17 protein-coding genes are annotated in these 16,835 nt (G+C 42.3%); 4 read left to right on the top strand and 13 right to left on the bottom strand.

The features are described from left to right. Window positions 1-25: 25 nt before the first annotated feature. A complete protein-coding gene (locus tag B9A91_RS24150) occupies window positions 26-190 on the bottom strand; it encodes a hypothetical protein (RefSeq protein ID WP_159451707.1) in 165 nt (54 codons plus the stop codon). 161 nt (window positions 191-351) lie between these two features. Here B9A91_RS24150 and B9A91_RS15385 point away from each other — a divergent pair, with 161 nt between their 5' ends. Further along, window positions 352-564 carry a hypothetical protein gene (locus B9A91_RS15385; protein ID WP_084239903.1) on the top strand — a complete coding sequence of 71 codons (213 nt, stop codon included), beginning with the start codon at window positions 352-354 and terminating at the stop codon, window positions 562-564. Window positions 565-696: 132 nt separating this feature from the next. Here the strand turns inward: B9A91_RS15385 and B9A91_RS15380 are convergent, their stop codons facing one another. After that, window positions 697-1,923 (bottom strand): exo-beta-N-acetylmuramidase NamZ family protein, encoded by a 1,227-nt coding sequence (locus B9A91_RS15380; protein WP_084239902.1) that lies wholly within the window; start codon window positions 1,921-1,923, stop codon window positions 697-699. A 151-nt stretch (window positions 1,924-2,074) separates the two neighbouring features. Between B9A91_RS15380 and B9A91_RS15375 the strand changes: the two genes are divergently transcribed. Beyond that, window positions 2,075-3,175: a Fic family protein gene (locus B9A91_RS15375; RefSeq protein ID WP_084239901.1), complete on the top strand. Its 1,101-nt coding sequence runs from the start codon at window positions 2,075-2,077 to the stop codon at window positions 3,173-3,175. On the opposite strand, the gene B9A91_RS24495 is transcribed toward B9A91_RS15375, so the two are convergent. The 10 genes from B9A91_RS24495 to B9A91_RS15325 all read right to left on the bottom strand — a co-directional run bounded on the left by B9A91_RS24495 (window position 3,161) and on the right by B9A91_RS15325 (window position 15,304). Beyond that, window positions 3,161-3,553 carry a ribosomal maturation YjgA family protein gene (locus B9A91_RS24495; RefSeq protein ID WP_084239900.1) on the bottom strand — a complete coding sequence of 131 codons (393 nt, stop codon included), beginning with the start codon at window positions 3,551-3,553 and terminating at the stop codon, window positions 3,161-3,163. The two genes, B9A91_RS15375 and B9A91_RS24495, sit on opposite strands and share 15 nt — an antisense overlap. Before the next feature lie 255 nt (window positions 3,554-3,808). Continuing rightward, window positions 3,809-5,092: a TlpA family protein disulfide reductase gene (locus tag B9A91_RS15365; RefSeq protein ID WP_084239899.1), complete on the bottom strand. Its 1,284-nt coding sequence runs from the start codon at window positions 5,090-5,092 to the stop codon at window positions 3,809-3,811. A gap of 1 nt (window position 5,093) precedes the next feature. Beyond that, window positions 5,094-6,230: a TlpA disulfide reductase family protein gene (locus B9A91_RS15360; protein WP_084239898.1), complete on the bottom strand. Its 1,137-nt coding sequence runs from the start codon at window positions 6,228-6,230 to the stop codon at window positions 5,094-5,096. 2 nt (window positions 6,231-6,232) lie between these two features. Continuing rightward, window positions 6,233-7,624, bottom strand: a complete 1,392-nt coding sequence (locus B9A91_RS15355; RefSeq protein ID WP_159451706.1) for a RagB/SusD family nutrient uptake outer membrane protein — start codon at window positions 7,622-7,624, stop codon at window positions 6,233-6,235. 11 nt (window positions 7,625-7,635) lie between these two features. Continuing rightward, entirely contained in the window at window positions 7,636-11,064 is a 3,429-nt protein-coding gene (locus B9A91_RS15350; RefSeq protein ID WP_084239896.1) for a SusC/RagA family TonB-linked outer membrane protein, read from the bottom strand. 110 nt (window positions 11,065-11,174) lie between these two features. Next, a complete protein-coding gene (locus B9A91_RS15345; RefSeq protein WP_084239895.1) occupies window positions 11,175-12,320 on the bottom strand; it encodes a FecR family protein in 1,146 nt (381 codons plus the stop codon). 57 nt (window positions 12,321-12,377) lie between these two features. Beyond that, on the bottom strand, window positions 12,378-12,974 hold the full coding sequence (locus B9A91_RS15340; protein WP_084239894.1) for an RNA polymerase sigma factor: 597 nt from the start codon (window positions 12,972-12,974) through the stop codon (window positions 12,378-12,380). Window positions 12,975-13,108: 134 nt separating this feature from the next. Beyond that, window positions 13,109-13,492 (bottom strand): hypothetical protein, encoded by a 384-nt coding sequence (locus B9A91_RS15335; protein ID WP_084239893.1) that lies wholly within the window; start codon window positions 13,490-13,492, stop codon window positions 13,109-13,111. 96 nt (window positions 13,493-13,588) lie between these two features. Further along, the gene (locus tag B9A91_RS15330; RefSeq protein ID WP_144008954.1) at window positions 13,589-14,230 is read right to left on the bottom strand and encodes a Crp/Fnr family transcriptional regulator; all 642 of its coding nucleotides are present in this window, start codon (window positions 14,228-14,230) and stop codon (window positions 13,589-13,591) included. 78 nt (window positions 14,231-14,308) lie between these two features. After that, window positions 14,309-15,304: an NAD(P)-dependent alcohol dehydrogenase gene (locus tag B9A91_RS15325; protein ID WP_200815671.1), complete on the bottom strand. Its 996-nt coding sequence runs from the start codon at window positions 15,302-15,304 to the stop codon at window positions 14,309-14,311. 100 nt (window positions 15,305-15,404) lie between these two features. On the opposite strand from B9A91_RS15325, the gene B9A91_RS15320 reads away from it, so the two are divergent. Further along, entirely contained in the window at window positions 15,405-15,881 is a 477-nt protein-coding gene (locus B9A91_RS15320) for a DinB family protein (protein WP_084239891.1), read from the top strand. A gap of 9 nt (window positions 15,882-15,890) precedes the next feature. On the opposite strand, the gene B9A91_RS15315 is transcribed toward B9A91_RS15320, so the two are convergent. Next, window positions 15,891-16,337 (bottom strand): DUF805 domain-containing protein, encoded by a 447-nt coding sequence (locus B9A91_RS15315; RefSeq protein ID WP_084239890.1) that lies wholly within the window; start codon window positions 16,335-16,337, stop codon window positions 15,891-15,893. 301 nt (window positions 16,338-16,638) lie between these two features. On the opposite strand from B9A91_RS15315, the gene B9A91_RS15310 reads away from it, so the two are divergent. After that, the gene (locus B9A91_RS15310; protein ID WP_084239889.1) at window positions 16,639-16,830 is read left to right on the top strand and encodes a cold-shock protein; all 192 of its coding nucleotides are present in this window, start codon (window positions 16,639-16,641) and stop codon (window positions 16,828-16,830) included. Window positions 16,831-16,835 lie beyond the last annotated feature (5 nt).

Raw genomic sequence — 16,835 nt, 5'->3', positions numbered from 1 at the left:
AATTTGAGGATAGTTCTGCAAATGCTTAGTTTTTGCGGGCATCGGCCGGCACGGAATCTGCAGAACTTACCGGAGTCTGCTCATTACAGTTTTTGATTAACATACCGGCAAGCAGTATGACCAGCAATGCTATTAATGTCCACAACCATAGCGGTCGGGACGGTTTTGGTTCTACTTCTAAATGTGCCATATCTTTTATGCTAAGATCAATTCAGTTTCACCCTGAAACCAGAACTAGAACAACTGCTGTAAACAAAAGGTTTTGCTACCTTACAAAGCAACCAATAGAGAATACAATGCGACAAAACATTTTACACTGGGATATGTTAATATGGCATAAAACCCTAAATCATGAACAGGACTTTCGGATTAATTCTTATTGCAATTGGTATAATAATGTTTGTATGGACTGGTTTTTCTTATACCAAAAAGGAAAAAGTATTGGATGCAGGCCCTATTGAAATCTCTGCCGATAAAGAGAAAACGGTAAATTGGCCGCCTTACATTGGCGGTATAGTTTTGGTAGCAGGTGTAATTATAATGGTTACTGCAAAGAAAAAATAGGCGCTCAGCTTCTTTTTATCACGTGGAAGTACATTGCTGTACGAATGACAAATCCCAGATGGCCATAGATGTACCTGCTACATAAGCAGCAATTAGACTGGTATGTGCAGATAAACTTCTCAGGCTTGTTCATCAGGGGTAAAGTAAATACTTAGCCCGTATCGCTCTAAACTTCTTCAGGCCCGGCTCCCAGCTTTTTCTGATTTCTGCTTCCGATACCCCCGCTATGATCTGTTTTCTTAGCTGATCGGTACCAATACGCAGGTCAAAAGCTGATATATCTTGATTGGCTCTTCCAGGAGTAAAGAAACGGGCTTTATCAGGATAGGCTTTGTACAATTCAATTAACCAGGATAAGTTAATCTGACGCCTCTTTTTCAGCTGGTTTATATCATAATTGCGAAGGTCTAGCCCATAACAGACAGTGTCTTTATGGTTTGGCCGCTCGCTCATCCCGGGAATACTTACCGGCTTATAGGAGAATGCATATTTGCCTTTCAGCGCAGGTGCGCCTAATATGGTAAATGGCATATAGGTTCCACGCCCCTCATTGATGGCTGTTCCTTCAAACATGCACAGGCTAGGGAAAAGCATTACAGCCTGCTGTGTATTCAAATTGGGAGAGGGATTGACTGGCAGCACATAAGGCATGTCGTGATTGTAATTGGCAACCTTTATAATTTTGATTTTGCAGGGCTGCTTAAGATAGCCTTCGCCATTAAGATATTGCGCAAATTCTCCTATGGTCATGCCATGGGTCATAGGCGTATAATGTATCCCTATAGCCGATTTAAACCTGTCTTCTGTCATCACCGGCCCGTCTACCACATACCCGTTAGGATTGGGCCTATCCAGGATTAGCAGTTCTTTGTTGTTTTCTGCACAGCCTGTCATCACATGCTCGAGCGTATTGATATTGGTATAGTATCGGCAACCTACATCCTGAATATCAAATACCATAAGGTCGATCCCCTCCAGCTGCTGTTTTGTTGGTTTCTCATTTCGGCCATATAAAGAGATGATAGGAATCCCGGTTTTGGCATCTATCTCGCTATTCACCACGGCTCCATTACTGGCATTGCCCCTAAAGCCATGCTCTGGTCCAAATACCTTTACTATTTTAATTCCAAGGCTTAGCAAGCTGTCTACACTGCTTTTTTTGCCAATAATAGAACTTTGATTGGCCACAAGGCCAATTCGTTTTCCTTTTAAATACGATAAATATTTTTCAGTCTGATCGGCACCAGTAATGATTTCTTTTTTACCGGATTTACCGGAGTTTAACGCTGCCTTTTGTGCCGTAGATTTGGTGTGGCTGATCAGCAAAAATGCTAAAAAAAATAGGGTAACAGCTCTCATAATTTCAGAAGGTTTAATGTTTTTTAAAGCTACGCAGGATATAAGCAAGCTCCAAGAGTTAATTAAGAATTTTGATTTGAGCCGATTATTTTGCTTAATCGGCTCAAAAATTAACTATATTTGAGCCGATTATTAATTTTAATTGGCTCATATGTATAATTGGCAATATAAGGAATGGCCCCATTTCAATTACTCTACAGAGAAATTACAACCTATTTCAATTGCATTTGCTAAAGAGTTGGGAAACGTTAACGGTTTAATAACAGGTTTAAACGAAGAGTTAAGACAAGAAACCTTAATAGAAATCTTGATTTCAGAAGCAATCAAAACTTCTGAAATAGAAGGTGAATACATGAGTCGCGAAGATGTGATGTCTTCAATAAAAAAAAACTTAGGTCTAAAAGACGATAAAGTAGTTTATGACAAAAGAGTTGCTGGCGTTGCCAAACTCATGACGACCGTAAGGGAAAATGCTAAAGAGGAACTAACTGTTAAGATGATTTTGTATTGGCATGAAATACTAATGGGAGGATTTCCGAAAATTAATGCTGGGTCATGGAGAAAAGGTCAGGAACTTATGCAGGTTATTTCTGGAGCATATGGAAAGGAAATTGTACACTACCAGGCACCACCATCAGATAGGGTATCAAACGAAATGGAAATGTTTGTAAAATGGTTTCATAACGACAATCTTAGTGTAAATGACGAGGTCACGAGAGCCTTATTAAAGGCTTCAATAGCACATTTATATTTCGAATCTATACATCCTTTTGAAGATGGAAACGGACGTATTGGCCGGGCTCTGGCAGAGTATGCGCTTTCTCATGAACTGAAAGGCCCTGTGCTGTTATCTATATCGAAAGTTATCGAGAAAGGCAAGAAAGACTACTATCAGGCTTTGAAATTAGCACAGTCGGGTCTGGATATTACAGAATGGATTTATTATTTTGGCCAAGTAATACTTGATGCACAGAAAGCCGCAAAAGAACTGATTGAGTTTACGGTAAAGAAAACCAGATTATTTGATCAGTATAAATCTCTATTGAATGAGCGGCAATTGAAAGTCATTAACCGTATGCTGGAGAACGAGACGCAAGGTTTTGAAGGGGGAATGACTGCTAAAAAATACATGGCCATTGCTAAAACATCTAAAGCAACGGCTACCCGCGATTTGCTGTACTTGAACGAAACAGGCATACTTCATCAGACTGGTGCAGGTAGATCAGTGAGGTATAAATTAGCGTGTATTTAAAAGGCAAACAGCTTTATAAATAACTACTGTTCCGATAGTGTAGGCTATAATATCACTCCAGAGGAACCCATGGCCCAATACCAATGCTCCGAGGGTAGTATTTCGAATGTTATTGATCCATGTTGCATTATAAAGCTGGCTAAATTCAATAAGAAAACAAACCGACACGCTAATCAAAGCCGCCTTCAAGTAGCTAAGCCTGATTAACAGCATTTTAACTAAAAAGAACATCATTACGGCGTACAGTATATCACCTACAATTAATGGGATACCCGTTACCTTTCGGGATAAAATGCCCAAGGCGATAACCACAAGTATTAAAATTAAGTATCGAAACCTAAGCGCTTTGATATTGGTCTTTAATCTTACAATTGGCATTTACAAATAAAGGGAATAGTTTCCTAATGTAAGCTAACTACCGAATTAACGATTAAAAAAGCACCAATAATTATAAGGCCGATGTATAAATATTTAAAAAATGAATTGCCTGTGATCTTATGGTTGATGTAACGCCCCAGGAATATTTTTATAACCTGAAGCCATTGCTTTATGGCTTCAGGTTAATAAATTAAAACAGCTTCAGCAAAGTTCTCCCCGCTACCATAAGAATCAGGATGAGTATCACGATAATAGTCATAGTGATAGTTTGATCATTGCAGATAATTCAGCCTCAAGAAGCCCTTCATCGCCTGAAAAGCCCAAAGTCCTGAAACGTACATTTCCATCACCGTCTATCACCAGTTTATAAGGGATTCCGCGCCCTCCTTTATAATGGGTAAAGGCTTTATACAAATTCATGTCACTTGTTTTTTCGTCCATCAAAATGGTAAAAGGCAAAGGGTTCTTGCTTAAATAGTCCTTCACGGTCTTCAGCGCATCGCCCTCTTCCATTGTACAGATGTAAAAAAACTTCACATTGGGATTGTCCTTGTACTTATCCATCACCTTTTGCATAGCGGGAAAGGAACGGACACAGGGCCCACACCAGGTTGCCCAGAAATCAATGACCATTACTTTACCCTTCATCCCTGCCCCGCCTAAAACCACCGGTTCGCCATTGATGTCCTTCAACACTATCTCGCCAACAGGTTCTTTCAACATGTTTTTCTTAAGTTCGGTAATGAGCTGAAGGGTATCTACGGCCTTTTTTTCTGTTGGTTTATGGTCCTCCCCGGGCTGCTGCTTTTTGCTTTTCTTTTGCTTCACATATTCGCCATCAGGAAATCTGGTTTCCAATAGTTTATCCAGCGAATCGGCTTGCTGTTTTGTCCCTAAGAAAGAAAGGTATAACTGCGCCATCATCAAATCGCTTTCCTTATCGCTTTTCAAGGCGGTAAGCCTTTTTACCAGGTCGGCTTTATCATTCCGTTCAGGGGAATTGGCCAGCATATTATAAAAGCGTTGACGTAGCGGGGTTTCGCTTTCCGGATGAAAATGCATTTCCTGTTTCATGAACTGTAAAGCCCGGTCCTGGTTCTTCTTTAACCCATAAGGATCTGGTGGCCCACCGTCTGTAAGCAAAGCCATTGTTGCATAAGCATACTGAACCGGCTTGCCTTTGCTGTAGGCAGGTAAAAGATAGCCTTTTCCATCCCTGGTATCCATCACTTTCTGCTGCCCGTCTGTAAATACCATGTAAACCAATAACGTACTGTCTGGCACCCTTATAACTCCCTCCCAGTCTGCCTTCTGTTTTTTCATTTGGAAGGCTAAGGTCTGCGTCTTCTGCTTACCCGCATAAAACACAGCAATTCCACCTACCCGATCTGCAGCTGTCAAAGGGCCGCCAGCCGGGTTATAACTAACCTGAAAGTTCTTACCGGCAACAGGTCGCTCGTCTTTTAGCGCTGTTACTTCCTGTGCCGATAGGCTTGCATACCCTAGTAAGGCATAACATAACAAAAGAAATCTTTTCATACTACTTAAACAGGCTTTCTATTTTATTTTCAAGATCCTTATCGGTAAGGTTACTGGCCACAATTTTCCCCTGCTGGTCAATGATCACATTTGCCGGGATGCCCGCTATTGGATAGGTTTTGGCCACACTACTCTTAAAAGCCTTCAGGTCGGATACATTTATCCATTGCAGCTTTTCCACTTCAGATGCCTTCTCCCAATTGTACCGGTTATCATCCATAGAGAAAGACACAATTTCCATTCCTTTGGATTTGTATTGTTTATACAATTGTTTCAATAGAGGAATTTCTTTACGACAAGGTCCGCACCAGGATGCCCAAAACTGGACCAATGTATATTTATTGGCTTTCACTACCGGGGCAAGGCTCATGCTTTCCCCTTTCAGATTGGCTGCAGTAAAATCTGCAAACTGTTCGCCCAGCATTCCTGCATGCCTGCGGGCCAATGCCTCGGCCTGTTGTTTGGCCATTGCCCTAACCCTGCGCATCATAATGGTATTTTCTCCTACCTTTGGCGCTACTTTATCAATAATCTCCATGGTTTTAGCAGCATCCGGCTGTAGCTCACACATCAGGGCCGCCATTACCTTAACTTTGGGATCCGGATTGTTTTTTACCAAAGCTGCCAGGTAACTGCTCCTCAGTTCTTCTTTTTCTAAAAACGGCTGGATCATTTCCCATTCCTCCTTTGTGCCTTTCACTGCCGCTACATTTCCGCCCTTGGTCAGTTTTCTGAACAATTCATCGGCTGCTATATAAGCCTTATTTCTCAGGTAGCCCAATAATACCGGGTTGTATTTACCGCCTTTAATTTCAAAGGTGCCATCGGCGTTCATGCGGTACTGAACAACTGCAGGCTCAACAATTATAGTACCTCCAAAGCCGCTGTTGATCTGTAAAACAGCGAGGCTGAGTTCATCAACAGGAATGGAGATATGGAACTTACCTGCCGTTACGGTTGTAGTGGCCAGTTTATTGATTGAGCCTTCGGTATACCTGATCAGTTCTACCTGTTGCCCGTCTTTACCTACAGCAGTTCCGTTGAGTTCAAACTGGTTGGCGGCCATTACTGCAGAAGTGCATACCAGCAGTACTACGGCCAGCAGGTATTTTATTTTTTGGATATAAATGGTTTTCATGATTAACGTGGATTTTGTAAGATTTCGGGATTAAGGTCTATATATTTTCTTCCGATCGGCAATACCGAACGCGGACTTGCGGGTGCAAGTGTATAAGTCTTGCCATTAATGGCGTGTGTGATGGTAATGTTATCGCCATCAATCACATTGTAACGTTTGATATCGAACAGCCTGAAACCACGAAATGCGAGTTCCCGGCGACGCTCTGCTTTTACAAGGCTGAGCACCTCTGCTGGGCTGCCTGCAGTAAGCATGTAACTACTACCTGTTTTATACCTTGACGCTCTTAATGTATTGAGATCCTGCAGTGCTTCCTGAGTTTTGCCATTTCTTGCATAACATTCGGCCCGTGTTAAATACATCTCTGCAGTAGAAGGACCCTTTGCGGGTGTATTTCCTGTCCAATCGGTACTGATATAGCCATTATTTAAGCCAATTATCGCATCACTGGCATACAAAGTTTTGAAACGAAGATCATTCTGTTTGTCGTACAAAGCAATAAGCGCCGCATTAGCATAAAATAATGAGGTATTGGAAATAGTCGATTTTAATTGCAGTATTTCTTTGTTCTGCAAATTGAGCGGCAGTTGGAAGTTACCTGCGAACACAACACTGGCAGGTAAACTGTTGTAGTTGTTCAAGGTGCTGTAACTCCTTAAAGATGCGTCTGCATATTTGAACGCTTCGGCAAAGTTGCTCATGTAAAGGTATGCCCTGGCCAGCAAGGCCTCGGCGCTGGCCTGAACAGGCCGGTAATTGTAATTGGCTTCAGGCGTAAGCGGCAATTTACCAAGGGCAAGCTGCAGATCATTCAGTATAAAGTTATACACCTCCTGTACTGTTGCCCTGTTCAGCTTCTCCTCAAAATCGAGCCCGGTACGCAAAGGCACGCCCATATCGGCCAATGCACCGGTGGTGCTGTAGGCTTTGGCATAAAGATTCACCAACATCAAAAAAGCATATGCACGATGAACCCTGGCTTCGGCCTGTAGCTTGTTCTTTTCAGCCTCTGTCCTTCCTTCAGAATCCATGACTTCCTTGATGACGAGATTGGCTACATACACCTGGTTATATAGCGCTTCCCAATCAGGATCTGACTCAAAATCCTGGTAAATGTGGTCAGCAAACATTAGCAGGTTTTGATCCGATGCTTTATAAAAACTGGCGGAGAAAGCATTGACCTCCATGTCATCAGCCATTAGCAAATCATTGCTGAAACTGCTTACAAACCCTACAGAGCTACCCTTTGCTGTAGTTTGATTGAGTAATAAACGATAATCGCTTGTTGTTTTGGGTATGATCTTTCCTTTTGGCACAACGTCCAGGTATTTTTTGCATGACGTTAGGCTTATAAGTACGGCCCCAAGCAGCAAAATGTATTTTATATTTTTCATCCTGTTTGACATTAAAAGTTAGCTCTGATAATTAATGAATATTCCGGGTTTGGCGGCAGTACAATATTGTTCCTGTCCTGCACCAGGTACTCCGGGTCCAGACCTGCCTTGTTGAATTTGTAGGTAGCCAGGTTACGCGCCTGCAAGCCAAGGTTGAGCCTGGTAAAGGGAGTTTTTCTAAAAAGTTTTGCATCAAAAGCATAGTTGATCAGCAATTCCCTGAAGCGGACAAGTGAAGCTGTTTCTACCTGGATATCGGCATACCTGGCATACCTGTCGTATACGTTAAGCCCGGTTATGCTAGTTGGCGCAGCTGGTACATTGGTGAAGGCCTCATCTCCTGCTTTTTTCCATCTTAGGTCCCAATCTTTATGCACTTGTGCCGCATCGCCAATAGGCTCGTATTGAATTACGGGCACCCTGAATTTATGGCCCATTTTAAAAGTAAAATTGGTAAGTACAGAGAAACCCTTATAACTGAATTCATTGATCAGCGCACCATAATGAGGGGCCGTTGCTGTTCCCTGGTAAACCAACGCCAGTGTACTGGCCATATCTGTTTTATAATCTACAGCCTGCCCCTTTTCATTGAATACCTGCGGCCAGCCATTTGCCGAAAGTCCTGCCCATTTGTAGCTGTACAAATAATCAAGCGGCTTGCCTTCCTGTGCCACACCTGCCAGGTATGAGCCTACGGTTTTCTGTGGAAAATCTACGTGCTTAACGGTATTCTGATTGTAGCTGTAATTCAGGGTTGCATTCCATTTAAAATTCCGGTTTAAAATCTGGCCCGATAAACGTACATCTGCCCCCCTGTTTTTCATACTGGCATAATTGATATAGGCATTGTTAAAACCATAAGTACCATTAACCGTAGCGTTGCCCAGCAGGTCATCACTTAATTTATGATAATACTCAAGCGTACCGCTTAACCTTCCGTTAAGCAGGGCAAAATCCAGTCCCAGGTTGGTAACTGTAGTTTTTTCCCACCTCAGCAGCGGATTTTGAGGATTCGCGACATAAGCATAAGGCTGATTGGTTTGCTGGTCTGTTGCTACATTGGCAATCAGGTAAGGGCTGGTACTGCGGTCTACATTTCCATTGATACCATAACTGGCGCGCAAAACCAGGCTATTGAACACGGAATGCTGCAAAAAAGCCTCTTTATGCAGCTGCCAACTTAGCCCGGCAGACCACAACCATACATTTCTGTACTGATCGCTGGAGCCGAAAAGATTGGTCTTATCCAGCCTGGCACTTGCATTTAAAGTATATCTGTCGTTATAGGTATACCCTGCATTTGAGTAAAAAGAAACAAACCTGTTTAGGTTGTCCTGGAAAATGGTCTCATCCGGAATAAGCTGCTGGCTGCCCCTTATATCGGTATACATGGTATTGTAATTTACCCTTGCAAACTGCAGGCTCTGCGGATTGTAGCCATATTTGGTCTGGTTAGACAGTTTGCTGCCTACTGCCCTTACCTCCATACCGGCTATAGCCGAGAGGTAGTGCTTTTGAGGAGTAAGTTCGTTATCAAACCGCAGCAATCCCCTGAAAGTGTGCGAATAGGTTCTGCCAATGCTTTCCCTGTATATACTCCCTTTGGGGATACCAGTAGTGATGACATTATTCTTAACTGAAGTAGAAAAGTTAACCGCATTCCGGGTAAAATAGCTTTCTTCATTGTACAGATTTGTAGCAGTAGAAGTTCCTGATTCGTATTGGTATGCAGCCAGGGCATACAGCCCTTCCATAATCTTATAATTCAGTCCTGCTGTGGCATTTAAACCACTGCTAATTATTTTGTTGTCTTTATTGTTGTACTCCTGCATCAGGTTATAGTTCCAGTTATAGGGATAGCCCGATGCAACCAAAGCATCTTTATCGCCCTGATAAAAGGTTTGGGGCTGGGGCAGATACACGCCATTGTCGCCAACAATACGCTGGTAAGGCAGCAGCGTTTTCAGATCGCTAAAACCCATACCGTTGTTCCTGGTATTGTTCAGCACAAAGTTCAGCCCCAGTTCGGCCTTTAAGGAAGGAAGCAGCGTCAGGGTCTCAAACAGATCGCCCAGCAGACGTTCTGTGCTGTTGTGTTTAAATTCGGCATTTACCTTATCGTAACTGAATGATGCTCGATGTGTGGATTTTTCTCCTTTGCCCGCAATGTTCAGGGCGTATTGCTGCCTGTTGGCAGGGCTCATGAACAAATCCTTAAACTCTTGGTACGAATTGATCTGCTGAAGCGGACCTACCAGGGCAGCAGCACCAGAGGGATTGTTTAAATAGGCATCTACCACCGGTGTGATGGCCGGGCGTGGTTTGCCGGTAAAAAAAGTAAGATTGTTATCTACCTTGTACTTCTCCAGCTCAATAAATGAAGCTGTTGATGCATAGGGTAGTTTAGCCAGATCAGAAGTTTGTGTAAGCGATAAGGTAGAGGAAAAACTGATGTCTAGCGGCTTAACAGCAGATTGCCCCCGCTTGGTCTGGATTACAATTACACCGTTGGCAGCCCTTACGCCCCATATAGAAGCTGCAGACGCATCTTTCAAAACAGTAATGCTTTCTACGTCATTTGGGTTAATGCTTTCTACGGAACGTTCTATTGGAAAACCATCCAACACTATAAGCGGGTCTTTATTGGCGTTTACCAAGGTGCTTTGGCCCCTGATAGTGATCCTGCCGTCGGCACCGGTAAGCAATCCCGGCACCTGCCCTTCCAGATAAGACAGGATGTTTACATTGCTCCTTTTATCGAGTGTGGCCTGCTTTATTACCCCAAAAGAGCCGGCAGCACGTTCGCGGGGAAGGGACTGGTAACCGGTAGATACCACAACGTTTTCGAGCATTTGGTTAAAGGGTACCAGTTTTACCATCAGCTTTGCAGCTGCATTTACTTCCGAACTCACATAACCGATATTAGAAAATACCAGTATACCATCTTCCGGTACATCACTGAAAATAAAGTTGCCTTGCTCATCGGCAATAACAAGACGTTTAGTACCTTTTAAAGTAATGGTTACCCCAGGTATGGCTTTACCTGTTTCCGCATCCGTAACCGTGCCTTTTACATCTATGGCAGAAAAGAAGCGTGTTATTTTTTGGATTAAAGATGGTTCCTGCGGCTTAACTACTACCGTCTTGTTAACTATAGAATAGGTTAACAGCCGTGGTTCCAGTGCAGTTTTCAGTACCTCTGCAAGTGGCGTGTTCCGGAATGTGATGTCTACTTTAATGTCGGCGTTTACTTTTTCACGTTGCCATAGCACGTTGTAGCCCGTCTGCTTTCTGATCTCTGTAAAAAGCTGCCTCAAAGTGGCATTCCTTTTATTGAAAGTGACATTCTGGGCAAAGCCTGAGGCCGCAGCCTGCAAAACAATTACCGTAATCAATAGTATAGTAAGTTTCATTGCACGAACCAGTTGATTAAAATTCATACATTTGTTTTTAGTGGTTTAGTTGATATGTTTCGATACGTTTCTGCTGAACACCTGATTTAGCCGGGAGTGTTAGCGCACTTCCGGTTATATGTTCATTTGTTGTTGTACTACCTGGTCACTGTTAACCTCCTTCCTTCGAGTTTAAAATGAACAGCACCGGTAGATTCCAATACTTCAAGCAATTGCGAAATATTCTGGAACCTGGATACGGCACCATCAAAAGTTTGCTTTTTAAGGGCCTGATCGCGGTATTCAACGTCTACGTTGTACCATCGCTCTACTTGTCTCAGGATACTCTCGAGGTTCTGATTGTTGAGTATGAACATGTCATTTTTCCAGGCAAGGGCTGTTTCGGTATCAAACGCACCAATCTCTACATTCTCTGTTGAAACTACAGCTTGCTGACCAGGTTTTAGCTGGTAACGCTTACCTGCAGCAGTTACTGCTACACTGCCTTCAAGCAAACTGGTTCGGGTTTCGGCCTCGTTTATATAACTATTTACATTAAAGTGTGTTCCCAGCACCTGTACCTGCTGGTTTCGGCTATGTACTATAAAAGGTCTGGTTTTGTCTTTGGCTACTTCGAAATAAGCTTCTCCTTCAAGTTGTACACTACGCTGCCCCCCTACATCGGGATTGGCCTGATAGGTTAAGCTGGAAGCAGCATTAAGCCATACACGTGTACCATCAGATAATGTAACCTGATAAGTACCGCCGCGCGGTGTACTAATTTTCAAGGTTTTATCAAAGCCAGATGAAACTTGCTGAACAGGGCTACCGTCATTGTAGAAGGCCTTTCCTTCTTTCATAATGACTGCCGTTCTGGTGTCACTAAGCTGCACTGTAAGTCCGTTTGCGGTTGTGATTGTAGCTGTGTGTTTTCCAGGTCCAATGTCATTTGTATACCTATGCCCCTGCCCATTTTCGGCTTGCCCGCCGGGAACCGGATTGTAAAAGGTATATAGCCATATGCTTAAAGTAATTGCGGCAAATGCCGCGGCTGCTAGAGCAATACGGGGCCATAATTTCCTGGTTGCGGGCTTTTGATCCGTTTCACGGATAGCAGCCATAGCCTTCAGGAAGCCTTCTCTGCGCAGTGCATTAATTTCTTCTGGTTCCAGATCATCAATGTATTCCCTTTGCAATAAAGCTCTTGCATATTTATGCTCAAGCATATGGCGCTCCCGGTCAGTTGCATGGCCAGAAAGGTAGGCATCTACTAGTCTTTCGGCTTTATCTTTTGAAGTATCCATAGTTATCCTGTTATAAGCAAGACACCTCTCAAAAGCGCCGGTGACATTTTTTTTAAATTAAATTTGCTGGTGCATCAAAGTAATCAAAACAATAGATAGGCCCGGATATTTACCCAACCTGGATTTGAGCAGCTTCATAGAACGTGATATTTGCTGTTTGACTGCATCTTCTGAAATGCCCAGCTGTGCCGCAATCTCCTTATTGCTCAGGAAATCCTTTCTGCTCATTTCAAATGCACGCTTCATTTTAGGCGGCAATTTTTCAATTTCCTCATCTATCAGTTTCACCAGATCGCGCTCATTAATGCCGTCTAAAATGGTATCGTCACTATCGTCCATCTGTGCAGCAATCAATTCAATAAAATCGTGGTTTACCTTTTTATTGCGGATAAGATTTAAGATCCTGTTCCGAACCGCGCGATAGAAATACCCCTTAAGGTTGGTCCTGATATCCAGGTTATCTGATTTTGTCCAAAACGATATAAACAAATCCTGAATAAGATCTTTTGATTCATCAGTATCACGCAATACTTTACGTGCATGCTGAAAAAGCATATCCCAGTGCCTGCTATACACTTCAGCAAAAGCGAGCTCATCCTGCTGCTTCAACAACACAAGCAACTCCTGATCTGTTAACGATTCATAGCTATCCATCTGGCTTTTTCAGCTTACACTTTGTTTCCTCCAAAACTGTGTATAATTTTCGGTATTCTAAAACCGTTGAGCGGCTAATTTATGCATTTTTAAGGGCTATGAATTAGCTCATAGCCCTCTGGAGCAGAAAATAATTAAAAGACAACAGGTGCTGCAGACTTCGTAAAACTGCCGGCACTACTGGCAATCGCCTCTATAGGTTCACCTACCTGAACTCCACCTCTCTTGATCACTACGGTAACTTTTTGCCCGGCAGTACCGCCACTTCCAGCCACAGCCAGAACAGCTGCAGTTACACTTTGGGCATAATTGATTTCTTTGTTCCATGGTAAAGTCACCGGATCAGCTGATACACCGCCTGAAGCAGTGGTATAGGAAGCAACAAGAGAGCCGGTAAAATTTCCGGTAATCTCATAGCGGAGGGTACGCGATGAAGGCTCAGGATTTTTCTTTTCATCTTTTTTACAGGATACCAAAACTGTAAGGACCGCAACAAATGCAAGGGCTAGGTTTTTCATAATAAGATTTTTAATTTTTATACTTTGATATTATCTGGTACAAAAATAAAATCGGGAAAGCCCGGACTACTTGACTTCGGTTAGGAAATGAACAACTTACTTTGTGGCTGCAGATGAACGCATCCTGCCCCTTATCCTGCTTAAAGATTCTGGTTTAATGCCCAGGTAGCTTGCAATATGGTAAAGCGGGACCAATTGAAACAGCTCCGGCCGTGTCCTGATCAGATGTTCATAACGCTCCATTGGGCTTGAAGATAAAAATTGATTTATAGCTGCTTTATAGTTTGAATACTGCTTTTCCATTTCCATCCTGCACATAGATTCCAGTCTTGGAAAACGCTTGTACATTTCATATTCCACTTCAAATGGAAAAACTGAAACAATACATTCACTAACACATTCCCAGTTTACGATACTGGGAATCCTATTCAAGTTATTCCCACCATCAGTTAAACTTTCGCCAACTGTATAAAATGCCACGGTCTTTTCCTCACCATCTTTATAATAATATTCTCTTACACAACCTTTAAACAAATGGTATGATGCCGTAATGGCCTCGCCCTCTTTCAATAAAAACATTCCTTTCTTTACCCGCTTAACAGGGATATTTGCGGCAAAGAACTCCTTTTCTTCCGGCGTATTATAATCTGAACTTACAAGTGATTTCATGATCTCCAGAACCTCAGCATCTGGTTCGGGCTTATTGGGCGGTATGGGGCTATTGTTGCGGTTCATCATTAAAATTATCTACTAAAGTTAAAAGAAATCTGAAATATCTCTTAACCCTAGATGATGAATAAGTGCAATTGCGGAAACTCAATCGAAAGTAAGTACCACGTTTCCTTTTTTCTGTCCGCTCATAACATAGGTATAAGCATCGGCAATTTCGGCCAGACTGTACCTCCGGTCTATTAATGGAGTAAATTCTCCCTTTAAAATTAGCCCGTCAATAAACTGCATGCTCCTGTGTATGGAATAAGGAAGCGGAAATTTTACTTTTTTACCTGGCATAAATGGAGCTAACAAAGCCAGCAGCGGGTTTTGCCAGTTGGGGCCCAGCTCGGACGAGACATAGATGCCTTTTGGCTTGAGCAGTGGCTTACATTGCGCGAAAGTGCTTTTTCCAACAGCATCAAAAACGTAGTCGAACTGCTCATTAAGCTTGGTAAAGTCTTCATTCTGATAATCAATGACCCGATCTGGACCCAGAGATTGGAGTACGGCCGTATAAGCGGTTTCGCAGGTTACGGTAACCTGAACCTTCAAATGTTTTAAAAATTGTAATGCCGCATTGCCAATAGCGCCGGTGCCCCCGTTGATCAATACTTTATCACCAGCCTTAACCTTTAACGGATCCAGGAAATAAAAGGCATAATGTGCGCCCTCCAAACTTGCTGCCGCCTGCTCAAAATTTATATGGCCGGGCATTTTAAGCACGGCTTGTTTAACAGATACCGCTACATATTCTGCATGTGAGCTTAAGCCCTGATCAAAAAAGCCATACACATTATCACCAACGTTAAAGTTGTGCACGCCTGCGCCCTTTTCCACTACTATACCTGCAAAATCGGTTCCTGTAACGGGGCGGTAAGGCTTAAATAGCCCAATAAAGCACCTGATTGCCCAGGGTTTGCCGGTAAGCACACCGCAATCTGACCGGTTTACAGTAGTAGCTTTAACCTTAACCAGAATTTCATCATGGGCAGGTACTGGGACTGGTATGGCCGCTACCCTTAACTGATCTGGGCTACAGTACCGGTATCTTATGGCTGCTTTCATCAAATGCTGTTCGTCACTGCCTGCTGGCTTCATAAAGTATTGTTTTAACTACCGGGCTGCAAAATAACGCTTTGTTTTATACAAATTTCTTGACTTCGGTTAAGAAAGAGCTCCATTTTCCTATATTTAACCTATGATCAACTTGCTTACACTTCAATACCAGCACATAAAAGAATCTCGGGCGGTAGTGTTCCGGTACCTTCGGGATGAGGTAAAACTGGACATCCTGAAAAATGTTGAGGCCTTTAACCATAAAAGCATCGTTTATATGCTGGTACATGTAGCCAATACCTATATTGCCTGGGCCGGCAATTTTGCTTTATCTATGCAAAAGCCTTATTATGAAGAAAACGAATTTGGTACTCTGGAACAACTCCAGGTGATGTTTGAAGAGGTAAACCAGGTTATGGAGCAGTTCATCAGCAAATATGCAGAAGATCCCGGCAGCGCTGTTAAAGGCTATAAATGGGCAGATAAGTACATTGAAACCGACGCTTATGGCATCTTTACGCATGTGATTACCCATGAATTTCATCACAAAGGACAATTGATGACCATGAGCCGTTTGCTGGGACATGTGCCACCTGATACCGATGTAATGCGGTTTTAGATTTTAAACTTATTTTTCTTTTATAATCCCATCTTCATCCACATCGTCAATTGGTTCAACCAAAACCATATTACTTCCCGTACCATCCGATCCGGTATCGACAGCAAAAGGGTCGTAGTATTGTTTGGGTAACTTGGGATTGTCGCCATATTCATTTTCAGTTGTATCTCCAGGGGCAAAACACATCCAAAAGCCGTAAAAAGGTATTAACTGGTACCAACCACTATTTCCCCTGTCATGGCATCTTTTAGCACCTTGTGCCCAAAGGAAGTAAATACCGGGAAGAATTGCAATCAATATTGTTAATGAATTTTTTGGACTTTCAGTATCATCTATCAGTCCGATAGCTCCAAAAATAAACCCAACGGCAAATACATAACAAAGATATATCAGCTGGCTAAGGCAATATTCGAGTCTGCGAATTCGGCCTTCAAATGAAAAAGGATTCTGAAACATCAAAAATGGAATTTGATTACGTTAATAATAGTTTTTAGTAATTACGGCAGTATGGTTTGGTTATATCAAAGTTTAATAATTGATTTGACAAATGCAATATATTGGCCCTTATTTTTAATTCCTTTTATTTTTTCTTTTTGCAGCTATGTCGTAGGCTATTTCAAGATAGCGCATAAGGCAAAATAATTTTACAGAAACACTCAAGTCAATAAAATAATATTCTAACATCAATTTATTTAAAAAATAAAATTTTGATTTCCAATATTTTTGCTACCTTTGCTATATAATTAAATAAAATACAATGCAACAAGGAACAGTAAAATTTTTCAATGAAACAAAAGGTTTTGGATTTATCGTGCCAGCTAATGGCGATAGCGAAATCTTTGTTCATTCTTCTGGCTTATTAGATAACATTCGTGAGAATGACACTGTAAGCTATGACATCGAGCAAGGTAAAAAAGGCTTGAATGCAATTAATGTTAAAATCGCTTAATTAGA

The organism is Pedobacter africanus, from assembly GCF_900176535.1.
Classification (GTDB): domain Bacteria; phylum Bacteroidota; class Bacteroidia; order Sphingobacteriales; family Sphingobacteriaceae; genus Pedobacter; species Pedobacter africanus.
This window is presented reverse-complemented; position numbering and strand designations above follow the sequence as displayed.

Coding starts and splice junctions, on each gene's coding strand:
- B9A91_RS15340 (WP_084239894.1), bottom strand. CDS start 12,974: ATGGATAGCTATGAATCGTTAACAGATCAGGAGTTGCTTGTGTTGTTG.
- B9A91_RS15310 (WP_084239889.1), top strand. CDS start 16,639: ATGCAACAAGGAACAGTAAAATTTTTCAATGAAACAAAAGGTTTTGGA.
- B9A91_RS15375 (WP_084239901.1), top strand. CDS start 2,075: ATGTATAATTGGCAATATAAGGAATGGCCCCATTTCAATTACTCTACA.
- B9A91_RS15345 (WP_084239895.1), bottom strand. CDS start 12,320: ATGGATACTTCAAAAGATAAAGCCGAAAGACTAGTAGATGCCTACCTT.
- B9A91_RS15325 (WP_200815671.1), bottom strand. CDS start 15,304: ATGAAGCCAGCAGGCAGTGACGAACAGCATTTGATGAAAGCAGCCATA.
- B9A91_RS15335 (WP_084239893.1), bottom strand. CDS start 13,492: ATGAAAAACCTAGCCCTTGCATTTGTTGCGGTCCTTACAGTTTTGGTA.
- B9A91_RS24495 (WP_084239900.1), bottom strand. CDS start 3,553: ATGCCAATTGTAAGATTAAAGACCAATATCAAAGCGCTTAGGTTTCGA.
- B9A91_RS15320 (WP_084239891.1), top strand. CDS start 15,405: ATGATCAACTTGCTTACACTTCAATACCAGCACATAAAAGAATCTCGG.
- B9A91_RS15365 (WP_084239899.1), bottom strand. CDS start 5,092: ATGAAAAGATTTCTTTTGTTATGTTATGCCTTACTAGGGTATGCAAGC.
- B9A91_RS15350 (WP_084239896.1), bottom strand. CDS start 11,064: ATGAATTTTAATCAACTGGTTCGTGCAATGAAACTTACTATACTATTG.
- B9A91_RS24150 (WP_159451707.1), bottom strand. CDS start 190: ATGGCACATTTAGAAGTAGAACCAAAACCGTCCCGACCGCTATGGTTG.
- B9A91_RS15380 (WP_084239902.1), bottom strand. CDS start 1,923: ATGAGAGCTGTTACCCTATTTTTTTTAGCATTTTTGCTGATCAGCCAC.
- B9A91_RS15330 (WP_144008954.1), bottom strand. CDS start 14,230: ATGATGAACCGCAACAATAGCCCCATACCGCCCAATAAGCCCGAACCA.
- B9A91_RS15315 (WP_084239890.1), bottom strand. CDS start 16,337: ATGTTTCAGAATCCTTTTTCATTTGAAGGCCGAATTCGCAGACTCGAA.
- B9A91_RS15355 (WP_159451706.1), bottom strand. CDS start 7,624: ATGAAAAATATAAAATACATTTTGCTGCTTGGGGCCGTACTTATAAGC.
- B9A91_RS15360 (WP_084239898.1), bottom strand. CDS start 6,230: ATGAAAACCATTTATATCCAAAAAATAAAATACCTGCTGGCCGTAGTA.
- B9A91_RS15385 (WP_084239903.1), top strand. CDS start 352: ATGAACAGGACTTTCGGATTAATTCTTATTGCAATTGGTATAATAATG.